This window comes from Flexivirga aerilata (assembly GCF_013002715.1).
Classification (GTDB): Bacteria; Actinomycetota; Actinomycetes; order Actinomycetales; family Dermatophilaceae; genus Flexivirga; species Flexivirga aerilata.
In genome coordinates this window covers 140,365-155,159 of record NZ_JABENB010000003.1, presented here as the reverse complement: position 1 = coordinate 155,159, position 14,795 = coordinate 140,365, and the positions used below count along the sequence as shown (strand labels likewise).

Below are 14,795 nucleotides of genomic sequence, written 5' to 3'. Positions count from 1 at the left end.
TCCCTGCTGCGTGGACTCGGGGGAAACGACATGAAGTGGTATGCCGACGCCGGCCTCCGCCGGTGCCGGCAGCTCGGCTTCGACCTGCTGACGATCGGCTGGGTGGCCACGTGGGTCTGGCTCGGCGCGCTCGCCCACCGGCAGATCGGCGCGTCGGCGTCCGGTGCACGCAAGGTGGAGGGCGGCGGGCGGCAGATCTCGACCCACCTGCACGAGGCGGCGGGGATCCTCGCCAAGGCGCCGGTCGTCGGCGGGCGGGTGCGGCGTCCGGTCGACCAGGCCGCCGACGCCGGCACCCAGTTGCAGCACGCCGGGCAGCAGCTCGCCGACAATCTCGGCCGAGTGGGCGCCGCCATCGGTGTCGAGATCGCGCTCGTGCCAGTGCTGGTCGCGATCGTCGGCTGGGCGGTGGTGCGGGTCGGCTACGCGCGGCGTGCAGGACGGTCGATCGCGCTGCTGCGGCTGCCCGGCGGACGCGATGTGGTCGCGCTGGACGCACTCGGCCGGCTGCCGTCCGGCGCGCTCGCCGCGATCGGCCCGGACCTGGCGGCCGGCCGGCGCGCCGGTAACCCGGAGGTCACCGACGCGCTCGTCCGAAACTACTTGCGGTCGTTGGGTTTACGGCCCGACGACGACACGTCGGGCACGACCAGCGACGGGCGCAAGTCCCCGGCCGGCGGGTCCCAGGTCGCGCGGTCCGCGGGCACCTGATCGCCGCTGCGGATGTCCTTCACCTCGTCGCCGTCCTCGCCCGGGAACCACACGAACGGGATGCCCCGGCGGTCGGCAAACTGGATCTGCTTGCCGAACTTCGTCGCCTTCGGCGCGACCAGGGTCGGGATGCCGCGGGAGCGCAGTGCGGTCGCGACCCGCATCGACTCCGGCCGCGAGTCCTCGTCGGTCACCGCGACCAGCACGGCGACCGGCGTCTCTCGCGACGCGGTGAGGCCCTCCTCGGTGATCAGCTTGCCGAGCAACCGGGAGACGCCGATCGAGATGCCCACACCGGGGAAGGTGCGCTTGCCGTCGGTGGCGAGGGCGTCATAGCGGCCGCCGGAGCAGATGGAGCCGTAACCCGGGTCGCGGGTGAGCATCGTCTCGTAGACGGTGCCGGTGTAGTAGTCGAGACCACGGGCGATGCGCAGGTCGGCGACGACCACGCCCGGGGCGTGCTCGTTGGCGACCTCGATGACCGCCGCGAGCTTGGCCAAGCCCTCGTCGAGCAGCTCGTGCTGCACCCCGAGCGCTCGCACCTGCTCGACGAATCCGGTGTCCTCGGAACGGATTTCGGCGAGCGCCAGGCATTGGTCGGTCTGCTTCGGCGTACATCCGGCGTCGAGGAGCAGCTTCTGCACACCGTCGGCGCCGATCTTGTCGAGCTTGTCGACGATGCGCAGTGTGCCGGTCACGTCCTCGATGCCGAGGCCGAGGTAGAAGCCCTCGCAGATCTTCCGGTCGTTGACGTGGATCTGGTAGTCCCCGATCGGCAGCCGGGAGAAGACGTCCGCGACGACGAGCAGCAGCTCGCCCTCGAAGTGGTCGGGCAGCCGGCCCTCGTCGATGATGTCGACGTCGGCCTGGATGAACTCCCGGTAGCGGCCGCGCTGGGGCCGCTCCCCGCGCCAGGCGGGCTGGATCTGGTAGCGCCGGAAGGGGAAGGTCAGCTTGCCGGCGTTTTCCAGCACGTAGCGCGCGAACGGCACGGTCATGTCGAAGTGCAGACCGAGCGAGACGTCGCCGGTGTCGTCGGGACCGGCGGCGAGCCGGCGTACGCCGTAGATCTCCTTGTCGGCGTCCTCCCCCTGTCCGGTCAGCCGGTCGACCGGCTCCATCGCGCGGGTGTTGATCGACGCGAAGCCGTGCAGCTCGAAGACCTCGCGGATCGTGTCGAGCACGATCAGCTCGGCGATGCGTTCGGTGGGCAGCCACTCCTGGAACCCGCTGATGGGGGTCACTTTGCTTGCCATGGTGTGAAGAAATCGTCCTTAAAGGTTCTGCAGGTAGGGATTGGTGGCGCGTTCGCGCGCCATCGTGGTGCCGGGGCCGTGGCCGGGCAGCACCAGGGTGTCGTCGGGCAGGGGCAGGACGACGTCCTTCAGCGACCTGAGCATCGCCGCGTGGTCACCTCCGGGCAGGTCGGTGCGGCCGATCGACCCGGCGAAGAGCACGTCCCCGGACAGGGTCGTGCGGGACACCGCCGCCTCGTCGGGCAACCCGTCGGGCACCTGGTCGAGGTCGAACATCACCGACCCCTCGGTATGCCCGGGCGCATGTCGTATGCCGAACCGCAGCCCCGCCAGATCGAGCTGCTCGCGGTCGTGCACCTCGATGATGTCGGACGGCTCGGTCCAGGTCGCGGCCCGGCCGAACTGCTGCTCGAACATCGAGATCAGCTCCGGGCCGAGCGAGGTCAGCGGGTCGCGCAACCGGTAGCGGTCGTCGGCGTGGATGTAGGCGCCGAGCTGACCACCGCAGACAGGGGTCACCGAGTAGACGTGGTCGATGTGCCCGTGGGTGAGCAGCACCGCCGCCGGCTTCAGCCGGTGCTCGCGCAGCACCTCTCCGAGGGTGTCGAGCACACCGATGCCGGGGTCGACCACGACGCATTCCTCGCCGGGGCCGGGGGCGAGCACGTAGCAGTTGGTCGCGAACGCTTCGGCGGGGAACGACACGGTCAGCACGCAGGCGAGCGTATCGGTTTGCGGCCTCACTAGACTGAGCGCGTTTGCGTATGGCGCGCCCTGCGCCATACGCCCGCGACAAGGAGAACCACCTGTGCGTCTGACCCGGACCCGCTCGGTCCTCGGCGCCTGCTGCCTGGTTGCCGTCACCACGCTGACGGCCTGCGGCTCCAGCAGCCCCAACCCCAACCGGCAGAGCGCGTCCCTCGGCCTGGCATCCGCGGAGGCCGTGAGCGGCATCACCTGCACCACGCCGCCGACGCCGCAGAGCGACCCGCCGACGTACTCACTGCCGGACAAGGCCACCGCCGCCGGAAAGACGTTCGTGGCGAAGGTGGTGACCAACTGCGGGGTGATCACCTTCGAGCTCGACGGTTCCAAGGCCCCGCAGACGGTCGCGTCGTTCGTGCAGCTGGCGGGCAGGTACTGGAACGACAGCCCCTGCCACCGGGTCACGACCTCCGGCATCTTCGTGCTGCAGTGCGGCGACCCGACCGGGACCGGCAACGGGACCCCCGGTTACGGCTTCGGCATCGAGAACGCCCCGGCGACGGGCCTCTACCCGGCCGGGAGCGTGGCGATGGCGCGCACGCAGGACCCGAACTCCAACGGCGGACAGTTCTTCATCGTGTACGCCGACACCCAGCTGCCGACCGAGGGCGGCGGCTATTCGATCTTCGGCAAGGTGACCGGCGGCCTCGACATCGTGCAAGCTGTGGCGAAGGCCGGCACCGAGAACCCGTCAGGCGACGGTCCGCCGAAGCAGCCGGTCAGCATCATCAAGGTCACCGTCACCGAGAAGAAGGCATGAACACCATGTCACCCGAGAACTCGACTCCCGAGAACTCCACCGAGCCCACCCCCGACGCGCCGGAGCAGGCGATTCCTGCGCCCGAGCAGCCCGAGCAGCCTGCCGCCGAGCCCGAGGTGACGCCGGCCGCAGCGTCCGAGCCGGCGACTCCTGCGACCGACCAGCCCGCCGCACCGGCGGCCCCGCGCCCGGCCCCGCCGTCGCCGGCGTCCATCAAGCCGCACCCGCCGGCCGCACCGGCGGTGCCTGCCGCGCCGGCCGCACCCACGGCGGCGACCAACTCCGCGTCCTTCGGCCGCGTCGCCGAGGACGGCACGGTCTTCGTGCGCACCCCGGATGGCGAGCGTGAGGTCGGCTCCTACCCCGACGCCACGCACGAGGAGGCGCTCGCCTACTTCGCCCGCAAGTACGACGAGCTGGCCGCGTCGGCCAACCTGCTGTTGCAGCGGGTGGTGCAGACCGACCTGTCGGTCCACGACGGCCACGAGGGGCTGCGGGCGCTGCGCGAGCAGATCGGCTCCGCACATGTCGTCGGCGACCTGGCCCAGCTGGACGCAACCGTCGAGCAGATCGCCACCGCCCTGAAGGCGAAGGCTCAAGTTGAGGGTGAGGCTCGCGCCACCGCGCGGGCTGCCGCCGCGGAGCAGCGCGAGGCGGTCGTGGCCGAGGCCGAGCAGATCGCCGCGCAGCCGGTGGAGAAGGTGCAGTGGAAGCAGAGCACCGCGCGGATGCGGGCCCTGCTCGATGAGTGGAAGAACCTGCAGCGCTCCGGCGCCAAGCTCGACAAGCCGACCGAGAATGCCCTGTGGCAGCGGTTCAGCGCCGCCCGCAACGGCTTCGACAAGACGCGGCGGTCGCACTTCGCCCGCCTCGACGAGGAGCACGCCGCGGTCAAGCAGCGCAAGGAGCGGCTGATCGCGGAGGCCGAGCGGCTGTCCACCTCCAAGGAGTGGGGCTCGACCGCTTCGGCCTTCAAGCGGCTGATGGGCGAGTGGAAGCAGGCCGGGCGCGCCTCCCGCGCGGACGACGACAAGCTGTGGGCGCGCTTCAAGGCCGCCCAGGACGCGTTCTTCAACGCCAAGGACGAGGTCGCCGCCGTCGAGAACAAGGAGTTCGAGGCCAACCTGGCCGTCAAGGAGGAGCTGCTCAAGGAGGCCCAGGCGCTGCTGCCGGTCAAGAACGTCGGCGCGACCAAGGCCGCGCTCCACAAGATCCAGGACAAGTGGGACGCCGCCGGCAAGGTGCCGCGCAAGGACATGGACCGCATCGAGAAGGCGATGCGCCGGGTCGAGACCGCCGTCCGCGAGGCCGACGACTCCAAGTGGAAGAAGACCGACCCCGAGCTCGCCGCTCGCGCGCAGTCGATGGTCGACCAGTTGGAGAAGGCGGTGGCCGACCTGGAGACCGAGCTCGCGCAAGCCCGGGAGAAGGGCAACGACAAGGCGGTCAAGGAGTTGCAGGAGTCGCTCAAGGCCCGCCAGGCCTGGCTGGAGCAGGCCCGCGGCGGCCTGCAGGACTCCGGCCGTTGATGGTGCCCGCTCCGGACGCCGCCCACACCGACCAGGACGCTGCCACGTCGGTCGCCGCAGGACTGGTCGACTACCTCGGCGCCAGCCCGACGCCCTTCCACGCCTGCGCCGAGACCGCCAGGCAACTGACGGCGGCCGGCTTCACCGCACTCGCCGAACGCGACGAGTGGCCGGCAGAGCCCGGGCGCTGGTTCGTGGTGCGCGCAGGTTCGCTGATCGCCTGGTCGACCGAGCACGCCGACGGCCCGGCCACGCGCCTGCGGGTGGTCGGCGCGCACACCGACTCCCCCAACTTCCGGATCAAGCCGCAGCCGGACCTGACCCGCGCCGGCTGGCAGCTGCTCGGCGTGGAGCCCTACGGCGGGCTCATCGCGCCGAGCTGGCTGGACCGTGACCTGGGCGTGGCCGGCCGCGCCGCGGTGCGCGGCGCGTCGGGGACCGAGGAACGTCTCTTCGTGGCCGATGACCCGATCCTGCGGATCTCCCGGCTCGCCATACATCTGGACCGGTCGGCGCGCGACGGGGAGCAGTTCAACCCCCAGCAGCACCTGGTGCCGCACTGGGGCATCGGCGACGCTCCTGGCGACTTCCGGGCCTTCGTCGCCGGCCTGCTCGACGTCCCGGCGCAGGACGTCGTCGCCTGGGACGCCATGACCTTCGATCTGCAGCCGGCCGCGTTGTTCGGCCGCGACGGAGAACTCATCGCCGGGGCGCGGATGGACAATCTCGCCACGTCGTATGCCGGCACTCGCGCGCTGATCCGGGCCACCGACGACGGCCCGGGCGACCCGGCCACCCAGGTGCTCGCGCTCTTCGACCACGAGGAGATCGGCTCGGTGTCCGAGCGCGGCGCACAGTCGGCGTTCCTGATGACGGTGCTGGAGCGGATCACCCGCCAGCTCGGCGGCGACCGCGAGGACCTGCATCGCGCGCTGGCCGGGAGCGTGGTGGCGTCGGGCGACATGGCGCACGCGACCCACCCCAACTATGCCGACCGGCACGAGCCGCAGCACCGCATCGCGATGAACGGCGGCCCGGTGCTCAAGGTGAACAACAATCTGCGCTACGCCACGGATTCGGTTGGTGCTGCAGCGTTTTCACTGGCCTGCGAGCAGGCGGGGGTGCCGATGCAGAGTTTCGTGGTGCGCTCGGACCTGCCGTCCGGGTCGACGGTCGGCCCGATCACCTCGGCGCTCACCGGCGTCACCACGGTGGACTTCGGCGCGCCGACGCTGTCGATGCACTCGGTGCGTGAACTCGTCGGCACCGACGACCAGCGGATGTACGCCGACGCGCTCACCGCGTTCCTCGCCCCCGCCTGACCGGTTCGGGGTCACGCGCCCGGGTCGAGCGCGACGAGGTCGTCCGGCGCGAAGACCTGCACGCGGTCCTTGGTCGCGAGGTGGATCGGCCAGCGCGGGCGCAGGTCGCGCATCGCATCCGTGAGGGCGATCGCCCACCGGCGGTCGCTCTCGGTGATCTTCGACGGGCCCGGCCGCGACAGCAGCAACGGCACCTCGGCGACACCCACCTCGTCGCGCATCATCCCGATGAACCGGGCGATCCCCGCGACCTCCTGCGGGTCGGGTCGTATCGGGACCTCGTCGACCGGCATCACCAGATCGGCCTGTCTACCGCGCGCGTTGAGGAAGATCAGCCAGAGACTGCGCCGGCCGAAACCGCCCTCCCCCATCAGCTCCTGCCACCTGGCCAGCAGGTCGGCGTCCGTGCGAATCGGCTTGCCCTTGAACGAAGTTGTCATGCCTCCAGAGGATGCACCGGCGCGTCATACGCCCGCAGAAGTTGTCCACAGGCGTGCGTACGGCGCAACCGTCGCGACTTCTGCCCGCCGGAGCGCATCTCGTAAGCGGGAGTGCGGCTGACATCACGGTCGCTTACGAGACCAGCGGCTGCCCGCCGGTTGCGCGTGCGTACGGCGCGACCGTCGCGACTTCTGCACGCCCCCAGCCGGATTCGCGTGCGTACGGCGCAACCGTCGCGACTTCTGCACGCGCGGCTGCACGCGCCCACACACACCCGCGACCACGCGCGGGCCTGCTCAGTTGTCGGCGGCGGCGCGCTGCGGCTCGTCGCGGCGGTGACCGGAGCCGGTGATCCGGTAGACGTCGAAGACGCCGTCGATCTTGCGGACCGCCTTGATCACGTGGTCGAGGTGGCTGGGGTCGCCCATCTCGAAGGTGAACTTCGAGATAGCCACCCGGTTGCGGGTGGTCTGCACCGACGCCGAGAGGATGTTGACGTGCTGCTCGGACAGCACCCGGGTCACATCGGAGAGCAGCGCGTTGCGGTCCAGCGCCTCGACTTGCAGCTGCACCAGGAAGACCGATGCCGCCGACGGCGCCCACGCGACGTTGAGCAGCCGCTCGGGCTGGGCCAGCAGCTGCTCGGCGTTGGTGCAGTCACGGCGGTGCACCGACACGCCGTTGCCGGTCGTCACGAAGCCGATGATGTCGTCGCCGGGCACCGGGGTGCAGCACCGCGCGAGCTTGACCCACACGTCGTCGGTGCCGACCACGGTGACGCCGGGATCGCTCGCCGACGCGCGCCGGTTGCGGCCCATCGGGTTGGTCGCCTCGGCGAGGTCCTCGGTCGTGCCGTCCTCGCCGCCGAGCATCGAAACCAGTTGTTTGACAACGTGTTCCGGCGACACGTGGCCGTCGCCGACGGCGGCATACAAGGCGTCGATGTCGCGATACTTCAGCTGCTCGGCGACCGACGTCAGGGTCTCGTGCGACATCAGCCGCTGGATGCCCATGCCCTTCTTGCGGATCGTGCGGGCGAGGGCGTCCTTGCCGTTCTCGATCGCCTCCTCGCGGCGCTCCTTGGAGAACCACTGGCGGATCTTGTTGCGGGCGCGCGGGCTCTTGACGAAGGTCAGCCAATCGCGGCTCGGCCCGGCGCCGTCGGCCTTCGAGGTGAGGATCTCGACGACGTCGCCGTTCTCCAGCGGCGACTCCAGCGGCACCAGGCGGCCGTTGACCCGGCCGCCGATCGTGTGGTGCCCGACCTCGGTGTGCACCGCGTAGGCGAAGTCGACCGGCGTCGACCCCGCCGGCAGACCGATGACCGAGCCCTTGGGGGTGAAGACGTAGACCTCGCGCGAGCCGACGTCGAAGCGCAGGGACTCCAGGAACTCCCCCGGGTCGGCGGTCTCGCGCTGCCAGTCCAGCAGCTGCCGCAGCCAGGACATGTCGTTGACCGGCCCGGCGTCGCTGCCGGTGTCGCCGGCGACCTTCTTGGCGTCCTCCTTGTACTTCCAGTGCGCCGCGACACCGTATTCGGCGCGGCGGTGCATCGCGAAGGTGCGGATCTGGATCTCCACCGGCTTGCCGCCGGGACCGATGACCGTCGTGTGCAGCGACTGGTACATGTTGAACTTCGGCATCGCGATGTAGTCCTTGAACCGCCCGGGCAGCGGGCTCCATCGCGTGTGCAGGGTGCCGAGCACCGCGTAGCAGTCGCGCACCGACTCCACCAGCACCCGCACCGCCACCAGGTCGTAGATGTCCTCGAAGTCGCGGCCGCGGACGATCATCTTCTGGTAGACGGAGTAGTAGTGCTTCGGCCGGCCGGTGACCGTCGCCTTGATCTTCGCCGCGCGCAGGTCGGCGGTGACCTGCTCGCGCACCTGCCGCAGATACTCCTCGCGGGCCGGCGCACGGTCGGCGACCAGGCGGGCGATCTCGTCATACACCTTGGGATAGAGGGTCGCGAAGGACAGGTCCTCCAGCTCCCACTTGATGGTGTTCATGCCGAGCCGGTGCGCGAGCGGCGCGTAGATCTCGAGCGTCTCGGTGGCCTTGCGCTGCGCGGACTCGGCCGACACGTAGCGCCAGGTGCGGGCGTTGTGCAGCCGGTCGGCGAGCTTGATCACCAGCACCCGGATGTCGCGGGCCATCGCGATGACCATCTTGCGGACGGTCTCGGCCTGGGCGGCGTCGCCGTAGGTCACCTTGTCGAGCTTGGTGACGCCGTCGACCAGCATCGCGATCTCGTCGCCGAACTCCTGCCGCAACTGCGCCAGGCCGTATGACGTGTCCTCCACGGTGTCGTGCAGCAGGGCCGCGGCGAGCGTCGGCGGCGTCATGCCGAGCTCGGCGAGGATGGTCGCCACCGCGAGCGGGTGGGTGATGTAGGGGTCGCCGCTCTTGCGCAACTGCCCGCGATGCGCCTCCTCGGCGACCGTGTAGGCGCGGTCGATGATGCCGAGATCGGCCTTCGGGTGGGTGGCCCGCACGGTGGCGAGCAGCGGCTCCAGCTCACGGTTGGTGGCCGGGCGCGGCGCCCCGAACCGGACGAGTCTGGCCCGCACCCGGGAGGCCGAAGAGCTTGCCCCGCCGACGCGTTCGTCCTGACTCATGCACCGAGTCTAGTCGCGGCGGCCGGGCCGCCGTGGCACCCCGTCAGTCGACCTGTATGGCGTGCAGCTCACGCCCGGGCAACCTCTCCCGGCCGTGCAGGAACGACAGCTCCAGCAGCACCTCCAGCGCGGTCACCCGCGCACCGGCCCGCTCGATGAGTTCCGCTGCTGCGGCGGCGGTTCCGCCGGTCGCCAGCACGTCGTCGACGAGCAGCACCGTGCAGCCGGGCACGAACGCATCGGCCGCGACCTCGATGGTCGCCTCGCCGTACTCCAGGTCGTAGGAGCGGGTGTGCGTCTCCCCCGGCAGCTTGCCGGCCTTGCGGATCGGCACGAACCCGACGCCCATCGCCTGCGCCAGCGGTGCGCCGATGATGAAGCCGCGCGCCTCGATGCCGGCGACGACGTCGACCTTGCCGCGCCACCGGTCGCCGATGTCGGCCAGCACCGTGGCGAACGCCTCCGGGTCGCGAAAGAGCGGGCTCAGGTCCTTGAAGACGACTCCCGGCGTCGGGAAGTCGGGCACCTCGCGGGTGTGGGTGCCAAGCACCTCGGCGGCTGTGGCCACGTGCTGCCTCAGTCCTCGTCGCGTTTGGCGAGCGGGTGGATCTCCCGGCGCCGGGTCTTGGTCGCCAGCGCGGCGGCCGCGGCCTTCGCACGCTCGGGTTCGACCACGCCGGAAGCGGATTCGCCGGGGGTGTGCTCGGTCGTGCCGGACTTCTCCAGCACGCTCGCCTGGCTGGACTGGAAGGCGTGCGCCCGCTTGTCCAGCTCCTTGATCGACGACTCACGGTGCCGCAGCGACACCAGCAGCGGGGTCGCGATGAAGATCGAGGAGTAGGTGCCGACCGCGATGCCGAAGAACAGCGCCAGCGCCAGGTCGAGCAGCGTCCCCGGGCCGAGCAGGAAGATGCCGACGACCAGGATCGCGGTGATCGGCAGCAGCGCCACCACCGAGGTGTTGATCGACCGCACCAGCGTCTGGTTGACCGCGTAGTTGGCCGCCTGGGCGTAGGTGCGGTTGCCGGTCTTGATCGCCTCGTCGGTGTTCTCGCGGACCTTGTCGAACACCACGACGGTGTCGTAGATCGAGTAGCCGAGGATGGTGAGGAAGCCGATCATCGTCGCCGGCGAGATCTCGATGCCGGTGAGCGCGTAGATGCCGACGGTGAAGAACAGGTCGTGCACCAGCGCGACCAGCGCGGCCGCCGCCATCGTCCAGGTGCGGAAGTAGATCGCGAGCAACAGCGCGAGCAGCAGCAGGAAGACGATCAGCGCCTGGATGGCCTTCTTGGTGACGGTGTCACCCCACGACGGCCCGATGAACTGCGTGGTGACGTCGGAGTCCTTGGTGTTGAACTCCTTGGCGAGCGCGGTCGCCACCTTGTCGGTGTCGGCCGACGAGCCGTTGCCGAGCTTCTTGGTCTCGACCTTGATCGTGCTCGGGCCGGCCTTGGTCACCTGCAGGTTGTCGGCGTTGCCGACGGCGCTGCGTATGGCGTCGTGCGCACGCGCGTCGAAGTTGCTGGTGTTGCTCACCTTGGCGACCTGCACCTGCGAGCCGCCCTCGAACTCCAGGCTGAAGTTGAGCCCGCGGCCGAAGAGCCCGACGGCGGCGATGACCAGCAGCACGGCGGTGATGAGGTACCAGGTGCGGCGCCGGCCGATGAAGTCGATCTGCCGGCGACCGGTGTAGAGGTCGTTACCGAACTGGGCGAAGCTGGGCATCAGGCGTTTCCTCCCTGAGCGGCGGCCGTGCCGGCCGCCGCCTTCCGGTCGGCGATGGTGACGCGGCCGCGCCCGGCATACGTCACACCACGGGCGCCGAGGCGATCCGGGTCGAAGCCGGACCACTTGTGGCCGCCGCCGAAGAACGTGGTGCGGGCCAGCAGGGTGAGCACCGGGTGGGTGAACATCATGACGACCACGAGGTCGACGATTGTCGACAGGCCGAGGGTGAAGGCGAACGCCTTCACGTTGTCCTCGCTGAGCACGTAGAGCACGGCGGAGGCGAGGAAGTTGACCGCGTCCGAGATGATGATCGTGCGCCGGGCGCGGTTCCAACCGGTCTCGACCGCGGCGCGCAGCGGTCTGCCGGATCTGACCTCGTCGCGGACGCGTTCGAAGTAGACGATGAAGCTGTCGGCGGTGATGCCGATCGACACGATCAGGCCGGTGACGCCGGCCATCGTGAGCCGGAAGCCGCTGGTCGTGCCGAGCAGGGTGACCAGGCCGTAACTGAGCACGCCCGCGACAATCAGCGACAGCACCGTGACGAAGCCGAGTGCGCGGTATTGCAGCAGTGAGTAGACCACCACGAGCGCGAGACCGATGAGCCCGGCGATGAGCGCCTTCTGCAACTGGTCACTGCCGACCTCGGGGCTGACCTGGCTGGAGGTCAGCTCCTTGAACGAGAACGGCAGGGCGCCGAACTTCAGCTGGTTGGCGAGTGTCTTGGCGGTGGCGTTGGTGAAGCTGCCGGTGATCTGCGCGTTGCCGTCGGTGATCGGCGAGTTCACGCTCGGGCTGGAGATGACCTGACCGTCGACGGTGATCGCGAAGGTGTTCTGCGGCGTGTTCTGCTGGAAGGTCATCAGCCGCTTGGTGACGTCGGCGAAGGTGCTCTTGCCCTTGTCGTTGAAGCTCAGGTTGACCGCGACCTGGCCGGTCTGCTGACCCTGCTGGTTGGTGGTCTGGCCGTAGGTCGCGTTGGTCAGCTCCCGACCGGACACCTCCGACGGACCCATCAGGTACTTCTGGGCACCGTCCTGGGAGCACATGACATCCGGCTGGTCCAGTGGAGCCCGGGCCGCGACCTCGCGCCACTGCTCCAGGCTCGGGCCACCCTTGGCGGCCGCCGCCGTGCACGGGAACTTCTCGTAGAGCTGCTGGTAGGTCGTGCCGGACGGCACCAGGTTGTTGGTGACCCAGACGTCGTCAACGGTCTTGCTGGCCCAGGCGGTGTCGCTGGCCGACGTCGGCTGCTGACCGGCCCCGGGCAGCTGGCGCTGCACCGGCGGCGTCGGGGTGGCCGAACCACTGGGCGAGGCAGACGGCTTGGCCGACGCCGAGCCGCTCGGCGTCGCGCTCGGCGACGGCGAGTTGGTCTCGGCCTTGAAAGCCTGCGGGAGCACGTCGTTGGCGCCGGAGGACGCCGAGCCCGAGGGCGCGGCGCTCTGGCTGCCGGAGCGGGTCGCGCTGCCGGACGGCGTGGCACTGCCGGACGGGGTCGCGCTGCCCGAGGGCGTGGCGCTCCCGGACGGGCTCGGGGCCGGCGCCGGCTGCTGCACGGGCTCGGAGGTGATGACCGCGCGGAACGCCAGCTGCGAGGACTGCGCGAGGGAGTTGAGTGTCTCTTCGCTCGGGTTGCCCGGCAGCGAGACGACGATCAGGTTGCTGCCGAGGGTGCTGACCTGCGCCTCGGAGACGCCGTTGCCGTTGACCCGGTTGCGGATGATGTCGACGGCCTGGTTGACCTGACCCTTGTTGACCTGCTGATCCTTGCCGACGATCGGCTGCAGGGTGATCTGCCGGCCGCCCTCGAGGTCGAGGCCGAGCAGCGGGGTCCACTTGCCCTTCGGTGAGGCCCAGGCGGTGGTGCCGGCTATCCCGGCGAACAGCGCGATCACCAGCAACAGCAGGATGACCAGGATCCGGCGCGGTGACCCGCCCGGGGAACGACGTGCTCGGGTTGCCACCTAGTTACGCCTTCGTCTCGGGGTTGTCGTCGCGCCGGTCCGGCTCGCTCGGCGACGCCTCCGGCTTGCTCAGGTCGGGCTTGCTCGGGTCGGGCTTGCTCGGGTTGGTCTTGCTCAGGTCGGTCGTGCCCTGACCTGCCGCCGGCTGGTCCTCCACCGGCTCCGTCGTGACAGCGGCGCCGGTGGCACCGGGCCGCAACTGGGTGCGGGGCACGATCGCGCGGCGGTCGAAGCGCAGCTGCACGCCCGGGGACACCTCGATCGTGCCGATCTCGTCGTCCATCGCCACGAGGGTGCCGAGCAGGCCGGAGGTGGTGCTCACCTCGCTGCCGATCGTGATCTCGGACTGGGCCTTCGCCATCTGCTGCTGCCGGCGGCGTTGCTGCCAGAAGAGCCACGCGAGCAGCACGAGAGGTATGAGGAAGAGCAGGGTGCCCATCGAGGTGTCAGTCCTTGGTGGTCGAGGTGTGCGGTGACTGCCCGCGATGACAGCCGACCGGTGAGTCTAATGCGAGGTCCGCCCTGGGTATGACGTGCCTCGCCGGTGACGCACGTGAGTCCAACGAGGGCCAGCCGCCCGGAGGTTCCGCAGGGCGGGGCGCTCGTCAGTCGCCGAAGCGACCACCGCCCTCGTCGATCGGAAGCTGCGGCATACCCGTTGTGTCGGGTGGCGGGGTGAGTCCGAGGTGTGCCCAGGCGGCGGCCGACGCGGCGCGGCCGCGCGGGGTGCGCACAAGGTAGCCCTCGCGCACCAGGTAGGGCTCGGAGACGGTTTCGACGGTGTCCGGCTCCTCGCCGACCGCGACCGCGAGCGTCGACAGGCCCACCGGCCCGCCGCCAAACCGACGGCACAGCGCCTCCAGCACGGCCCGGTCGAGCCGGTCCAGCCCCTGCTCGTCGACGTCGAAGAGATCGAGCGCGGCTCGTGCGGCGCCCCGATCGAGCACGCCCGCCCCGTGCACCTGGGCGTAGTCGCGCACCCGGCGCAGCAGCCGGTTGGCGATGCGGGGCGTGCCGCGCGAACGACCGGCGATCTCGTCCACCCCCTGCGGAGTGGTCTCGATGCCGAGCAGCCCGGCATTGCGGGTGACGATCTGCGCGAGGTCGGCCGGGTCGTAGAAGTCCAGGTGCCCGGTGAAGCCGAACCGGTCGCGCAGCGGCGCCGGCAGCAGACCGGCCCGGGTGGTCGCGCCGACCACGGTGAACGGTGGCAGTTCGAGAGGTATGGCGGTGGCCCCCGGTCCCTTGCCGACGATCACGTCGACGCGGAAGTCCTCCATCGCCAGGTAGAGCATCTCCTCCGCGGGCCGCGCCATCCGGTGGATCTCGTCGAGGAAGAGCACCTCGCCCTCGGCGAGCGACGACAGGATCGCGGCCAGGTCGCCGGCGTGCTGGATGGCGGGACCGCTGGTGATGCGGATCGGCTGCTCCAGCTCGGCGGCGATGATCATCGCCAGCGAGGTCTTGCCGAGACCGGGCGGCCCGGAGAGCAGCACGTGGTCCGGCGGCTTCTGGCGGCGCCGGGCGGCCTCGAGCACCAGCCCGAGCTGGTCGCGCACCCGTGGCTGCCCAGGGAAGTCGGCCAGCTTCTTGGGCCGCAGCGCGGCCTCGATGCGGCGCTCCTCCTCGTCCCCGCCGGGGTCGACGATGCGCGCGGTCGCATCGTAGGACTCGTCGTCGTAGCCGTCGGTCACG

General features: G+C 70.3%; 13 protein-coding genes. 4 read left to right on the top strand and 9 right to left on the bottom strand.

All coding sequences use genetic code 11. The annotated features are described in order from the left end of the window. The first annotated feature begins 30 nt into the window (after positions 1 to 30). A complete protein-coding gene (locus tag HJ588_RS16300; protein WP_171157623.1) occupies positions 31 to 711 on the top strand; it encodes a hypothetical protein in 681 nt (226 codons plus the stop codon). Here the strand turns inward: HJ588_RS16300 and hisS are convergent. Further along, entirely contained in the window at positions 600 to 1,967 is a 1,368-nt protein-coding gene (gene hisS / locus HJ588_RS16295; RefSeq protein ID WP_171157621.1) for a histidine--tRNA ligase, read from the bottom strand. The genes HJ588_RS16300 and hisS overlap by 112 nt on opposite strands. Before the next feature lie 18 nt (positions 1,968 to 1,985). Further along, positions 1,986 to 2,681, bottom strand: coding sequence for an MBL fold metallo-hydrolase (locus HJ588_RS16290; protein WP_171157619.1), 696 nt, complete (start codon positions 2,679 to 2,681; stop codon positions 1,986 to 1,988). Between the two features lie 94 nt (positions 2,682 to 2,775). Between HJ588_RS16290 and HJ588_RS16285 the strand changes: the two genes are divergently transcribed. From HJ588_RS16285 to HJ588_RS16275, 3 genes are read left to right on the top strand one after another with little or no spacing between them, the layout of a single operon-like run. Continuing rightward, positions 2,776 to 3,492 (top strand): peptidylprolyl isomerase, encoded by a 717-nt coding sequence (locus HJ588_RS16285; RefSeq protein ID WP_343036764.1) that lies wholly within the window; start codon positions 2,776 to 2,778, stop codon positions 3,490 to 3,492. Next, positions 3,489 to 5,021, top strand: a complete 1,533-nt coding sequence (locus HJ588_RS16280) for a DUF349 domain-containing protein (protein WP_212756107.1) — start codon at positions 3,489 to 3,491, stop codon at positions 5,019 to 5,021. Before HJ588_RS16285 ends, HJ588_RS16280 begins: the two co-directional genes overlap by 4 nt. Beyond that, positions 5,021 to 6,343, top strand: coding sequence for a M18 family aminopeptidase (locus tag HJ588_RS16275; protein WP_171157617.1), 1,323 nt, complete (start codon positions 5,021 to 5,023; stop codon positions 6,341 to 6,343). The genes HJ588_RS16280 and HJ588_RS16275 overlap by 1 nt, the downstream gene beginning before the upstream one ends. An 11-nt stretch (positions 6,344 to 6,354) precedes the next feature. Here HJ588_RS16275 and HJ588_RS16270 read toward each other — a convergent pair whose 3' ends face one another. The 7 genes from HJ588_RS16270 to ruvB all read right to left on the bottom strand — a co-directional run bounded on the left by HJ588_RS16270 (position 6,355) and on the right by ruvB (position 14,794). Further along, positions 6,355 to 6,783, bottom strand: a complete 429-nt coding sequence (locus HJ588_RS16270; protein WP_171157615.1) for a hypothetical protein — start codon at positions 6,781 to 6,783, stop codon at positions 6,355 to 6,357. Positions 6,784 to 7,080: 297 nt separating this feature from the next. Then, the gene (locus HJ588_RS16265; RefSeq protein WP_171157613.1) at positions 7,081 to 9,402 is read right to left on the bottom strand and encodes a RelA/SpoT family protein; all 2,322 of its coding nucleotides are present in this window, start codon (positions 9,400 to 9,402) and stop codon (positions 7,081 to 7,083) included. Positions 9,403 to 9,445: 43 nt separating this feature from the next. After that, positions 9,446 to 9,970, bottom strand: a complete 525-nt coding sequence (locus HJ588_RS16260; protein ID WP_171157611.1) for an adenine phosphoribosyltransferase — start codon at positions 9,968 to 9,970, stop codon at positions 9,446 to 9,448. A gap of 8 nt (positions 9,971 to 9,978) precedes the next feature. Next, positions 9,979 to 11,130: a protein translocase subunit SecF gene (secF, locus tag HJ588_RS16255; RefSeq protein ID WP_171157608.1), complete on the bottom strand. Its 1,152-nt coding sequence runs from the start codon at positions 11,128 to 11,130 to the stop codon at positions 9,979 to 9,981. Next, complete coding sequence (gene secD / locus HJ588_RS16250; protein WP_171157606.1) at positions 11,130 to 13,100, bottom strand: protein translocase subunit SecD; 1,971 nt, start codon at positions 13,098 to 13,100, stop codon at positions 11,130 to 11,132. The genes secF and secD overlap by 1 nt, the downstream gene beginning before the upstream one ends. Before the next feature lie 4 nt (positions 13,101 to 13,104). Beyond that, on the bottom strand, positions 13,105 to 13,539 hold the full coding sequence (yajC, locus tag HJ588_RS19075; RefSeq protein ID WP_212756106.1) for a preprotein translocase subunit YajC: 435 nt from the start codon (positions 13,537 to 13,539) through the stop codon (positions 13,105 to 13,107). Between the two features lie 166 nt (positions 13,540 to 13,705). Further along, a complete protein-coding gene (gene ruvB, locus HJ588_RS16240) occupies positions 13,706 to 14,794 on the bottom strand; it encodes a Holliday junction branch migration DNA helicase RuvB (RefSeq protein WP_171157604.1) in 1,089 nt (362 codons plus the stop codon). Position 14,795: the final 1 nt, after the last annotated feature.